The organism is Pseudomonas sp. SWRI111 (assembly GCF_014268555.1).
GTDB lineage: Bacteria > Pseudomonadota > Gammaproteobacteria > Pseudomonadales > Pseudomonadaceae > Aquipseudomonas > Aquipseudomonas hamedanensis.
The window spans coordinates 52,112-64,359 of record NZ_JABWQQ010000017.1; the positions used below are offsets into that span (position 1 = coordinate 52,112).

Genomic DNA, 12,248 nt, shown 5'->3' on the forward strand with positions numbered 1-12,248 from the left:
TCAGGTGTGTTTGCCCACGCGTACCTTGCCGCTGAAGACACGGAAACCGAAGGTGTTGTAAGCCAGCGTGATCGGTACCAACACCGCGAAACCGACCAGCATGAAGATCTGGCTGTTCGGGCTGGCGGCTGCTTCGCTCAAGGTCAAGTCCGGCGGGATGATGTAGGGATACACGGCGACCAGCATCACGGCAAACGCCAGCACGAATACGCCCAGTGCGGCGAACAGCGGCACACAGTCGAAGCGGCTGCGAAAACCTCTAGCGAACACCGCTGCTAAAACGCCAAGGAACAATCCCGCCGGCAACCCTAGCCGAACATCCATAAGCCGCCGGGCGTATTGCGGCTGCAACGTCGCCGTCCAGGCAATCAGCACCAGCAGCAACACCACGATAACCAGCGCCAAGCCACGCGCCTGGCGGGCGGCGCGCCGCTGCAACTCATCCAGGGTGCGCCAATACAGCCAGCACGTGCCCAGCCAAACGTAGCCGAGCACCAGCAGCAGACCGCAGAACAACGGGAACGGGCTCAGCCAGTCGCGACCCTCGCCGTGGTACTGACCGCCCTGATGCGCAACACCCTGAACCAACGTGCCGAGCACCATGCCTTGCACACATCCGCTGACCAGCGAAGCAAGCGCCAACACGCTATCGACGGCGCGCTTGCGCTGCTCGTTCGCGGCGTAATCGCGAAATTCCAAGGCCATGGCGCGCGCGATCAATGCCAGAAACATCACAATGAACGGCACATACAGCGCCGGCAGCAGGATGGCGTACGCCAGCGGAAACATCGCAAGCAGTCCACCGCCGCCGAGCACCAGCCAGGTTTCGTTGGCGTCCCAAACGGGCAAAATGGTCACCGCCATGGCCCGGCGCTGCTGGCTGCAGTTCGTCAGGCCCATGAGCATGCCCACACCCAGATCGGTGCCGTCGAGCAACACGTAATTAAGCACCGAGAAGGCCAGCGCAGCGGCGCACAGCAGGGTCAGCCAATCGGTGTCCATGCCGGCCATTGCTCAGTGCCCGGTCTCGTCGGCCAGCGTCGGCTGCGGCCCGGCTTGATCCTGCTGCGGCGGCTCACGCAAGAGGCGCAGCAACACCCACAGGCCGATCCCGAAAATCAGCAGATAAAACAGCAAAATCAGCCAGGTCGACCCGACGACTTGAGCCTTGGAAACCGACGACAGACTGTCCGCCGTACGCATCAATCCATACACGGTAAACGGCTGGCGCCCCACCTCAGTGACGACCCAGCCGCTGAGCATCGCCAGAAAACCCGCCGGGGCCAGCAGCACGCAGCCGCCCAGCCACCAGCGCGCGCTGTACAGGCGTTGGCGCCGTCGCAGGATCAGGCTGAGCACGCCCTGCCCCAGCATCAGTAGCCCCAGCCCGACCATCAGCCGAAACGCGAAAAACACCGGCGCCACCGGGGGAATGTTCTGCGCGGGGAATTCGTCGAGTGCGGCGATAGTGCTGGTCAAGTCGTGATGCAGGTACAACGAGCCGAGCCTCGGAATCGCGACTTCCCAACGATTGCCGCGCGCCTCGCTGTCCGGCCAGGCAAACAGGCGCAACGGCTCCCCCGCGCCCTCGGCAGGGCGCGTCCACGAACCTTCGATGGCGGCAACTTTCGCCGGCTGGCTTTGCAGGGTGTGCCGACCGTGCAAATCGCCGACCAGCATCTGCACCGGCACCAACACGACAATCAACCACAGCGCCATGGAAAATTGCAGGCGCGCCCGTGGGTTGTCAGAGGCCTTGCGCAACTGCCAGGCACTGATGCCAGCAACCAGACTGGCAGTGCCTAGCAACACCGCCAACGTCATGTGCGCCAGCCGATAGGGAAACGATGGATTGAAGATGATCGCCCACCAATCCTCGGCGATAAAACGCCCGTCGGCGCTTAACGAATAGCCGACGGGCGTGTGCATCCACGAGTTGGCCGAGAGAATCCAGAACGCGCTGATCAGCGACCCCACCGCCACCGCGCAGGTGGCGAAGAAATGCAAACGCGGGCCGACCTTTTTCTGCCCGAACAGCATGATGCCGAGAAACCCCGCTTCGATGAAAAACGCCGCCAGCACCTCGTAGAACATCAACGGACCGAGAATATCGCCGGCCTGCACCGCCAGCCGCGACCAGTTCAGGCCGAACTGGTATTCCAGAATCAACCCGGAGGCCGTCCCCACCGCCACATTAAGCGCGAACACTTTCAGCCAGTAGCGGTAAACATCCAGATAGACCTGTCTCCCGCTCTTCAACCACAACGCTTCGAGCACCATGAGGAAGTTCGCCAGGCCGATGCTGAACGCCGCCAGCACGATATGAAAACTGATCGTGATCGCGAACTGCGCGCGGGCCGCCATCAGGGCGGAATCGACGGGCTCCATGCAAGCATTCAGCCGCTGAAGAACACCGCAAGTTTGTTGCCTTCGGGGTCGCGCAGATAGGCCACGTAGAAGTCTGGCGTGTACGCCTCGCGGGTGCCGGGTGGACCTTCGTCGGTGCCGCCATGGCTTAGCCCGGCTTTATGCACCTGATCGACCTGCTGCCGGGACTCGGCGCGAAACGCCGGCATCATGCCGTTGCCCGCGGTTGCCGGCTGACCATTGAACGGTTTAGCGATGTGAACGCTGCCGGGGCCGTTGGACTTGTCCGCGGTACCGGGCAGATAGAAACAGTCGTGCTCTTCGCGGTCGTGTTGATAACCCAGCGGGGTCAGGATTGCGTGATAGAAGGCCGCCGAACGCTCCACGTCGTTGGCACCGATAAACAGATAACTGAGCATGGGCTATTCCTCCGAAGGCAGTGTTCAGCGGTGGGGCTGCTGTTCATTCAGGGTGAACAGATTGCCGGCTTCGCGCACCAATTGACGCCACTCGGCACTGGTGATCAGGCCCTGCTCTTCCATCTGGTCGGCAGCCTTGAGCAGTTCGTCATATTGATCTTCCGGATCGACGTCGGCCTCGGTTTGCCCTGCCCGTTTGCGCCAGGCCGCCAGTAACGCCTCTTTTAGCTGATCGGACATAGGGGTATCTCCTGAAGGACATACCCGATAGAAAGAATCAGCCGCGAGGAGGTTCAGCGCAGTCGACGGATGGAAGGCCTCGCCCGAAAAACCATGGGGGCGAGCCTGCCCTCGGACCGTTTTCGGAGAACTTTCATACTCACAAGAGTTTTTAACAATCAGACATTAAGGACTGGATTTGCGATGCAGCGCCTACCCGATCATGCGGCGGCCGGGACACCGCTGTGGAAGCGGAACTCCTCGTCCGGTGACTCGATCAGCGCCTGCTCGGCAGCGCGGACGCGCTCGATCACCTGCGCGACATCCTTCGCCTCACCATATTGATAAGCCAGTTTCAGATAGCCCTGAAAGTGCCGCGCCTCGCTTTTCAGCAAACCGAAATAGAACTTGCCCAACTCTTCGTCCAGGTGCGGCACCAGCGCTTCGAAGCGCTCGCAACTGCGCGCTTCGATAAACGCGCCGACCACCAGCGTATCCACCAGTTTCACCGGCTCATGGCTGCGCACCACCTTGCGCAGGCCCGAGGCATAACGCCCCGCGTGAAGCTGGCGCAGCTCGATCTTGCGGCGTTTCATGATGCGCATGACCTGCTCGTGGTGCACCAGCTCTTCCCGGGCCAGACGCGACATCATGTTGATCAGGTCGACGTGGGAGTGGTACTTGGCAATCAGGCTCAGTGCGGTGCTGGCGGCCTTGAACTCGCAGTTCTTGTGGTCGATCAGCAGGGTTTCCTGATTGGCCAGTGCCGCCTGGACCCAGGCGTCGGGCGTGCGGCAGCCGAGGAATTCGTGGATTTCGGGAAGGATCATGGGGCTCACGGTAAAGGTGTTCGAGCGAAGGGCGCCGATTATACCGGCCTGCCCGCAGACCACCAGTCGCGAGCGTTGATATGTATCAAGTCACGATTGATCGCGCAGCAACTATAGTTGTGCAACGCCGTGCCTTTTCTTTGCTGGAGACTCCGCTCATGCAAGCCATTCGCAGCATTCTGGTGGTCATCGACCCTGAACATTCGGAAAGCCTGGCGCTCAAACGGGCCAAATTGATCGCGGGCGTGACCCAGGCCCATCTGCATCTGTTGGTGTGCGACAAAAAGCACGACCACGCCGGCCTGCTCAGCGTGCTCAAGGCCGCGTTGCTTGCCGAGGGCTACAGTGTGACCACCGAACAGGCGTGGAACGACAGCCTCCACGAAACCATCATCGACGTGCAGCAGGCCGAAGGTTGCGGGCTGGTGATCAAACAGCACTTTCCCGACAGTTCGCTGAAAAAAGCCCTGCTGACCCCGGCCGACTGGAAACTGCTGCGCCATTGCCCCACTCCGGTGCTGCTGGTGAAAACCTCGGGGTCGTGGAAAGACAAGGTGATCCTCGCCGCCGTCGATGTCGGCAATGCCGACGGCGAGCACCGGCATCTGCACACCACCATCATCGATCATGGCTACGACATAGCGAGCCTGGCCAAGGCGCATTTGCACGTCATCACCGCGCATCCCTCGCCGATGCTGTCGGCAGCGGACCCGACGTTTCAGCTCAAGGAAACCATCCAGGCGCGTTATCGCGAGCAATGCCGGGCGTTCCAGGCCGAATTTGATGTCGATGACGAACACCTGCACATCGAGGAAGGCCCGGCCGATGTGTTGATTCCGTTCATGGCGCACAAACTGCAGGCGGCGGTAACGGTGATAGGCACAGTGGCACGCAGCGGCTTGTCAGGCGCATTGATCGGCAACACCGCCGAAGCGGTACTGGATGCGCTGGAAAGCGATGTGCTGGTGCTCAAGCCGCAAGAGGTTGAAGATCACCTAGTGGAGTTGGCGGTGAAACATTAGACCCCCTGTAGGAGCGAGCCTGCTCGCGATCGCGGCGGATCATTAAGTGATGCGTTGACTGACACACCGCCATCGCGAGCAGGCTCACTCTTACACTTGAAAAGCGTCTTTGAGGAACCCGGGTGCGATATAGCGCTGATAATGCGCTTCCGACAGCAGGAAAAATTCCCGATCAATGGCATCGCGCAACTCCGGCAGATTCCATTCGCGAAACTCCGGCAGCAGCACCATCCCGTACGCTTCCAGATTAATGATCACCCGTGCGCCCCGGGCAATCAGCTGATACGCCCAGCAATATTCCGACTGATGCGGCACAAAGCGGATCTTGCGCTGTTCCAGTTGCTCGCGCAGGCGCGCCGGGTCGAAGATCTCGATCTTGCTGGCCATCACTTGTGACAGCAATTGCTCCAGACGCAGCCAGACCGCGCGCTTTTCCTCCTCGTTGTAACCGTTCCAATGGATCACTTCGTGGTGGAATCGCTTGCAGCCACGGCACACCAGATCTCCATAAACCGTGGAGCAGAGGCCGACGCAAGGGGTCTTGATGGTCTGATTGGGCATAAGTAGACAAAACACTGAAACGCGGAACAGGCCGGCATGTTAGCCCTTTGTAGGGCATTGATCACCCCTCAAACACCAAGGTCTCAGGCGCGCCGTGGCTTTGCCGCCCCGGCGCGCATTGCCACGAAAGTCCAATAGAGCGCGACTTACCTTTAAATTTTTTTTGCCGTAGAATCAGCCAGCCTTTTAAGGCGCCAATGTCCGTTAGAAGCTGTTTTCAAAGCGTCACGAGCACAGTCGTTCCTTCAGAGCGGTGTTGGCGAAGGGTTTTTCCAGCGGGGAAAAGCCCAACGCCAACCCTCATCAGCTCCCCGTTCTGCAGGCGTAAAACTTTGAAAGCAGCTTCTGTAAGGAATGGTCGGTAATTCTGGCTAAGCGGCCCACAACGCCACGCAGCGCATGAGTACGAGCATTTCGCGACGAGCGTCCCGGACACCCATTTGGGACCACTGATGAGGGTAATAACTGTGCTTGAAGCCTACCGCAAACATATCGAAGAGCGTGCAGCCCTGGGTATCGTTCCCCAGCCGCTTAACGCCGAACAAACAGCAGGCCTGGTCGAGCTGCTGAAGAACCCTCCGGCTGGCGAAGAAGCTTTCCTCGTTGACCTGATCACCAATCGTGTACCACCAGGCGTTGACGAAGCCGCTTACGTCAAGGCCGGTTTCCTGTCTGCCCTGGCCAAGGGCGAAGTCTCCTCCCCTCTGCTGGACAAGAAGCGCGCTGTCGAACTGCTCGGCACCATGCAGGGCGGCTACAACATCGTCACCCTGGTCGAACTGCTGGACGACGCCGAGCTGGCGCCAGTCGCCGCCGAAGAACTCAAGCACACCCTGCTGATGTTCGACGCCTTCCACGACGTCGCGGAAAAAGCCAAGAACGGCAACGTTCACGCCAAGGCCGTGCTGCAATCCTGGGCTGACGGCGAGTGGTTCAAGAAGCGCCCGGTGCTGGCCGACAAGATCAGCCTGCGCGTGTTCAAGGTGACCGGCGAAACCAACACCGACGACCTGTCGCCTGCGCCAGACGCCTGGTCGCGTCCTGACATCCCGCTGCACGCCCTGGCCATGCTGAAAATGGCCCGTGACGGCATCGTTCCGGACGAGCAAGGCAAGACCGGCCCGATGAAGCAGATCGAAGAAATGCGCGGCCAGGGCTTCCCGATCGCCTACGTCGGTGACGTGGTTGGTACCGGTTCCTCGCGTAAATCGGCAACCAACTCGGTGCTGTGGTTCTTCGGCGACGACATTCCTTACGTGCCGAACAAGCGCGCCGGCGGTTTCTGCTTCGGCAGCAAAATTGCACCGATCTTCTACAACACCATGGAAGATGCTGGCGCCCTGCCGATCGAGTTTGACGTATCGAACATGAACATGGGCGACGTGATCGACCTGTACCCGCACGCTGGCAAAGTCTGCAAGCACGGTACCGACGAAGTCATCACCACCTTCGAAATGAAGACCCCTGTGCTGCTGGACGAAGTCCGTGCCGGCGGTCGTATTCCGCTGATCATCGGCCGTGGCCTGACCGAGAAGGCTCGCGCCGAACTGGGTCTGCCAGCGTTCGACCTGTTCAAGAAGCCTGATGCACCGATTGAAAGCACCAAGGGTTACACCCTGGCGCAGAAAATGGTCGGCAAGGCTTGCGGTCTGGCAGAAGGCAAAGGCATCCGCCCTGGCACCTACTGCGAACCGAAGATGACCACCGTGGGTTCTCAGGACACTACAGGTCCAATGACCCGTGACGAACTGAAAGACCTGGCGTGCCTGGGCTTCTCCGCTGATCTGGTGATGCAGTCGTTCTGCCACACCGCGGCTTATCCGAAGCCGATCGACGTGACCACCCACCACACCCTGCCTGACTTCATCATGACCCGCGGCGGCGTTTCCCTGCGTCCGGGCGACGGCATCATCCACTCGTGGCTGAACCGCATGCTGCTGCCAGACACCGTCGGTACCGGTGGTGACTCGCACACCCGTTTCCCGATGGGCATCTCGTTCCCGGCCGGTTCCGGTCTGGTTGCGTTCGCTGCGGCCACCGGCGTCATGCCGCTGGACATGCCGGAATCGATCCTGGTGCGCTTCAAAGGCAAGATGAAACCTGGCATCACCCTGCGTGACCTGGTTCATGCCATTCCGTACTTCGCCATCCAGAACGGTCTGCTGACCGTCGAGAAGAAAGGCAAGAAAAACGCCTTCTCCGGCCGCATCCTGGAAATCGAAGGCCTGGAAGGTCTGACCCTGGAGCAGGCGTTCGAGCTGTCCGACGCCTCGGCCGAACGTTCGGCTGCCGGTTGCACCATCAAGCTGTCGAAAGAATCGATCACCGAGTACCTGAACTCCAACATCACCCTGCTGCGCTGGATGATCGGCGAAGGCTACGGCGATGCGCGTACCCTGGAACGTCGTGCGCAAGCGATGGAAGCCTGGGTTGCCAACCCGCAACTGATGGAAGCCGATGCAGACGCCGAATACGCCGAAGTCATCGAAATCGATCTGGCCGACATCAACGAGCCTGTGCTCTGCGCACCGAACGATCCGGACGACGCCCGTCTGCTGTCCAGCGTTGCTGGCGAGAAGATCGACGAAGTGTTCATCGGTTCGTGCATGACCAACATCGGTCACTTCCGCGCTGCCGGCAAGCTGCTGGATCAGGTCAAGGGTCAGCTGCCAACTCGTCTGTGGCTGTCGCCGCCGACCAAGATGGACGCTCACCAGCTGACCGAAGAAGGCTACTACGGCATCTACGGCAAGGCTGGCGCACGCATGGAAATGCCAGGCTGCTCGCTGTGCATGGGTAACCAGGCACGCGTTGAGCCGAACAGCACCGTGGTCTCCACTTCGACCCGTAACTTCCCGAACCGTCTGGGCGACGGCGCGAACGTCTACCTGGCTTCGGCTGAGCTGGCGTCCGTTGCGTCGATCCTGGGTCGCCTGCCGACCGTCGAGGAGTACATGGAATACGCTGGCAAGATCGACAGCATGGCGGCCGATATCTACCGCTACCTGTCCTTCGACCAGATTGCCGAGTTCCGTGAGGCTGCTGCGAACGCCAACATCCCGGTCGTTCAAGCCTAACGCTGCAACGCAATAAAAAACGCCGCCCATCGTCAGATGAGCGGCGTTTTTTTTGCCTGTAACAATCCAGAACCACCGCAAATCCCCTGTAGGAGTGAGCCTGCTCGCGATAGCGCTTATTCAGACACGTATGTATACCTGACGCACCGCTATCGCGAGCAGGCTCACTCCTACAAGGGATCGTCGCCATGCGAACGTAAAAAAACCGCTGCACACAGGGCGTGCAGCGGCTGTCGTTCACTTGAAGCGACGTTACATCGTCAGCTTGTAAACCAGCGCCGAAATCGCCACCAGGCCCACCGCCGTGACAAACACGTTCGAGGCCTGGCCGCGATAACGGGCCATCGCTGGCACTTTACGGATGGCGTACATCGGCATCAGAAACAGGATCGCGGCAATCACCGGACCACCGATGGTTTCGATCATCCCGAGAATACTCGGGTTCAGCGTCGCCACAATCCAGCAGATCACCAGCATGAACGCCGCGACGATGCGATCCAGCGCCTTGGCCCCCGGACGCTTGCCACTCTTGACGATCAGGCCTTTGAGGCCTTCGCTGGCACCGATGTAGTGACCGAGGAATGACTTGGAAATCGCCACGAACGCAATCAACGGCGCGGCGAAGGCGATGGTCGGGTTACTGAAGTGGTTGGCCAGGTACGACAGGATCGACAGGTTCTGCGCTTTCGCCTCAGCCAGTTGTTCCGGCGACAGGGTCAGCACGCAGCTGAACACAAAGAACAGCACCATCAGCACCATCAACGCATGGGCGCGGGAGAGGATCTGCGAGCTGCGCGCCTCGGCGTGCACGCCGTAACGGCGTTTCTGATCCACCGCAAACGCCGAGATGATGGGTGAATGGTTGAACGAGAACACCATCACCGGAATTGCCAGCCACAGGGTGTGCAGCAGCGCCGACGGCGCCGGCACCTGCGATGCCGTGGCGAGGATGCCGCCGTTCCAGTGCGGAATCAGGTACACCGCGAGAAACAGCAGCGCGACGATGAACGGGTAAACCATCAGGCTCATGGCCTTGACGATGGCCTGCTCACCGCAACGCACCACGGCCAGCAGCCCGAGAATCAGCACGAACGACAGCAGCACACGCGGCGGCGGCGTGATGTGCAGTTGGTGCTCAAGGAAACTGGCGACCGTGTTGGTCAGGCCGACGCTGTAGATCAGCAGGATCGGAAAGATCGCGAAGAAGTACAGCAGCGTGATCAACGCACCGGCCTTGATGCCGAAATGCTGCTCGACCACTTCGGTGATGTCAGCGCCCTCACGACCGGACAATACAAAACGGGTCAATCCACGGTGCGCATAGAACGTCATCGGGAACGCCAGCAGCGCGAGGATCACCAGCGGCCAGAAGCCACCCAGCCCTGCGTTGATCGGCAAAAACAGGGTACCGGCGCCAATGGCCGTCCCAAACAGTCCCAGCATCCAGGTGGTGTCCTGGCGATTCCAGCTCGAAAGTTCAGCGGGGGCTGCTGCGTCAAAGCGCTTTTCGAGGCTATTGGCCTGATCATTCATCCGGTCGGATCTCCGCATTCCGGTCACTTGCCACTCGGTCGGGACGCGTCGGAAAAAACCGACAGACATGCTCCGGCCGAAACAGGGGCGCGATTCTCCGTGATAAATCAAGCGAAGCAAAGACTTAGCTGAGGAATGGTTGTGCGGAGCAGATTGATGAGCAGTCGTTTTCAGGATATTAACTGTCGTTATCCGACATTATACGTGTCGTTTACTGGAACGAAGCGGACCCCGATGCGCAACATCAAAGGGTTCGGGCCAACACGAACGCGAGTCCGATACCGATGGCAGCCAACAACATACCAAGACCAAAAAGCATAAGCGCTTCACGCATCTCGGCTTTGTGGAAAGGTCTCATGGCCTCCCTGAAATCAAGCTCTTCTTCATACAGCCTTTCTATTCTGGCCCTGCGTTGTTCTGAATTCATAATCGTCTCGTTATTTGAAATAAGCGGAGGGTTGTGACGAGTTCCTTGTCCGGTGGTTTCACAATTTGAGGAAAAGTCCAAACACAGACGCGAATGCAGTTAACACTGCGGCGCCTGCCACGAGCGGATAAAAGAACGTCTCGCGCTTCAGCTTTGCTTCCTCAGCCAAGAGCTTGCGCTTCTCCGCCCCGAGTTTTTGAGCTTCCGTCTGAAGCTTTTCAATTTCAGTACTTTCGCGATCATCAAAAAACATGTGCCTTCCCTGGCTTGTCATGGGCATCCGCGGCAAGCACATACTTGATCAGCGTCGCCTTCTTGCATCCATCATTTCGGTTTCAGCAAATGCTGGCTAGCAGACACATCTGCCATCCCCGTAGGCAAAATCCGCGAGTCTCGTAAGCTCCCTCATACACAGAAATCCAAACGATTCCAGACCAATCGCCCGCCAGAATCCTGTGTTTGATCTAGCTTGAGAGAAGCCACTCACCCCAGGAGTCTGTCATGCCACTGGTTCGCGTCGACATCCAGCAAAACCCCGACCCCACCTTCGCCAAACGTATCGGCGAACAGATCTACGCCGCCCTGCGCAGCTGTATCGATGTGCCGGAACACGATAACTTTCAGATCCTCGCCGAACACGACCGCCAGCACTTTGTCTACGATCCGCAATACCTCGGCATCCAGCGCAGCGAGGGCGTGGTGTTCATCCAGATCACCATCAGCGAAGGTCGCACGGTGGAGAAAAAGCAGTTGCTGTTCAAAACCATCGCCGAGAGTCTTCACGCACAATTGGCGGTGCGCCTGGAGGATGTGTTCATCAATCTTGTGGAGGTGAAAAAAGAGAACTGGTCATTCGGCAACGGCCTGGCGCAGTACGTCACCTGATCCGCCGGTTGACAGCCCGAGCGCGCCATGGGCATGCTCGGCCCATGAACCTTTGCGCGCTGTACCTCACCCGCACCACCACGACCACCACCGGCGGGTCGTGGTGTTTCTGTCTGAGGTAACCAGCGCAGCAGACCCACGGCCCCGCCAGCAATGGACGGGGCCTTTTTGTGTCTCCCGTCCGTGCGGCTTGTGCAGCACCCAAGGAGAACCACCATGTCCGCAGCACTGTTGATCATCGATATGCAGGTCGGTCTGTTCCACGGCCCCGAAAAGCCCCACGACGGCGAGCGGGTTCTGGCGAATATTCAGCGCCTGATTGCGCAGGCTCGGGAACGTCGAGTGCCGATTTTCGCCGTACGCCACACCGGACCTACAGGCTCAGCGATTGCCCCTGGCAGCCCATACTGGCAAGCGCTGCCCGCGCTTGAGCTGAACGCTGAAACTGACACGCTCCTCAACAAATTCCGCCCCAATGCTTTCCACGACACCGATCTCGCGCAGCAACTCAACGCCGCGCAGGTCGAAGAGCTTTATCTGGCCGGCATGAAAACCCAGTTCTGCATCGACAGCACCTGCCGCGCCGCCGCCGACCTGGGCTTCAAACCGCTGCTGGTCGCAGACGCCCACACCTGCATGGACACTGCCACGCTGCCGGCCAACGCGATCATCGCGCATCACAACGCGACCCTCGGTGGCGCATTCGCGCAATTGATCAATAGCGCCGAAGTCACGTTCTGAGCCGACACTCGCCAGAGTTGACGTAACTTCGCTAAATAAAGTTGCGTCAATCGGGCACTTGCATTCGATCCCTTCCGCCCTGCAACCCTGTTTAATCAACAACTATATACACGACATTACTGACAGAAGCTCAAGCCTATTTCCGTCGGATATTTCTGAATTATCCT

At 59.4% G+C, this 12,248-nt stretch carries 13 protein-coding genes; 4 read left to right on the plus strand and 9 right to left on the minus strand.

What is annotated here, in order from left to right; genetic code table 11:
• From cydB to HU755_RS19280, 5 genes are all read right to left on the minus strand, one after another.
• The gene (gene cydB, locus HU755_RS19260) at positions 1–1,002 is read right to left on the minus strand and encodes a cytochrome d ubiquinol oxidase subunit II (protein WP_238350013.1); all 1,002 of its coding nucleotides are present in this window, start codon (positions 1,000–1,002) and stop codon (positions 1–3) included.
• A 12-nt stretch (positions 1,003–1,014) separates the two neighbouring features.
• Positions 1,015–2,388: a cytochrome ubiquinol oxidase subunit I gene (locus tag HU755_RS19265; protein WP_186635526.1), complete on the minus strand. Its 1,374-nt coding sequence runs from the start codon at positions 2,386–2,388 to the stop codon at positions 1,015–1,017.
• 8 nt (positions 2,389–2,396) lie between these two features.
• Positions 2,397–2,786, minus strand: coding sequence for a VOC family protein (locus HU755_RS19270; protein WP_186619719.1), 390 nt, complete (start codon positions 2,784–2,786; stop codon positions 2,397–2,399).
• 24 nt (positions 2,787–2,810) lie between these two features.
• The gene (locus tag HU755_RS19275; protein WP_186546683.1) at positions 2,811–3,026 is read right to left on the minus strand and encodes a hypothetical protein; all 216 of its coding nucleotides are present in this window, start codon (positions 3,024–3,026) and stop codon (positions 2,811–2,813) included.
• 200 nt (positions 3,027–3,226) lie between these two features.
• Complete coding sequence (locus HU755_RS19280; protein WP_186619721.1) at positions 3,227–3,835, minus strand: tRNA-(ms[2]io[6]A)-hydroxylase; 609 nt, start codon at positions 3,833–3,835, stop codon at positions 3,227–3,229.
• Between the two features lie 158 nt (positions 3,836–3,993).
• Here HU755_RS19280 and HU755_RS19285 point away from each other — a divergent pair, with 158 nt between their 5' ends.
• Positions 3,994–4,857: a universal stress protein gene (locus HU755_RS19285; protein WP_186546685.1), complete on the plus strand. Its 864-nt coding sequence runs from the start codon at positions 3,994–3,996 to the stop codon at positions 4,855–4,857.
• Between the two features lie 90 nt (positions 4,858–4,947).
• Here the strand turns inward: HU755_RS19285 and HU755_RS19290 are convergent, their stop codons facing one another.
• Positions 4,948–5,418, minus strand: coding sequence for a DUF1289 domain-containing protein (locus HU755_RS19290; RefSeq protein WP_186635529.1), 471 nt, complete (start codon positions 5,416–5,418; stop codon positions 4,948–4,950).
• A gap of 467 nt (positions 5,419–5,885) precedes the next feature.
• Between HU755_RS19290 and acnB the strand changes: the two genes are divergently transcribed.
• Positions 5,886–8,495 (plus strand): bifunctional aconitate hydratase 2/2-methylisocitrate dehydratase, encoded by a 2,610-nt coding sequence (gene acnB / locus HU755_RS19295; protein ID WP_186635702.1) that lies wholly within the window; start codon positions 5,886–5,888, stop codon positions 8,493–8,495.
• Between the two features lie 252 nt (positions 8,496–8,747).
• Here acnB and HU755_RS19300 read toward each other — a convergent pair whose 3' ends face one another.
• The 3 genes from HU755_RS19300 to HU755_RS19310 form a co-directional block, all read right to left on the minus strand.
• Positions 8,748–10,028: an HAAAP family serine/threonine permease gene (locus tag HU755_RS19300; protein ID WP_186546706.1), complete on the minus strand. Its 1,281-nt coding sequence runs from the start codon at positions 10,026–10,028 to the stop codon at positions 8,748–8,750.
• A gap of 244 nt (positions 10,029–10,272) precedes the next feature.
• Positions 10,273–10,455 carry a hypothetical protein gene (locus HU755_RS19305; RefSeq protein ID WP_186546687.1) on the minus strand — a complete coding sequence of 61 codons (183 nt, stop codon included), beginning with the start codon at positions 10,453–10,455 and terminating at the stop codon, positions 10,273–10,275.
• Between the two features lie 58 nt (positions 10,456–10,513).
• Entirely contained in the window at positions 10,514–10,708 is a 195-nt protein-coding gene (locus tag HU755_RS19310; RefSeq protein WP_186622627.1) for a hypothetical protein, read from the minus strand.
• 248 nt (positions 10,709–10,956) lie between these two features.
• Here HU755_RS19310 and HU755_RS19315 point away from each other — a divergent pair, with 248 nt between their 5' ends.
• Together HU755_RS19315 and HU755_RS19320 are read left to right on the plus strand one after the other, a co-directional pair.
• On the plus strand, positions 10,957–11,340 hold the full coding sequence (locus HU755_RS19315) for a tautomerase family protein (protein WP_186622628.1): 384 nt from the start codon (positions 10,957–10,959) through the stop codon (positions 11,338–11,340).
• Between the two features lie 216 nt (positions 11,341–11,556).
• Positions 11,557–12,081, plus strand: a complete 525-nt coding sequence (locus HU755_RS19320) for a cysteine hydrolase family protein (protein ID WP_186635532.1) — start codon at positions 11,557–11,559, stop codon at positions 12,079–12,081.
• Positions 12,082–12,248 lie beyond the last annotated feature (167 nt).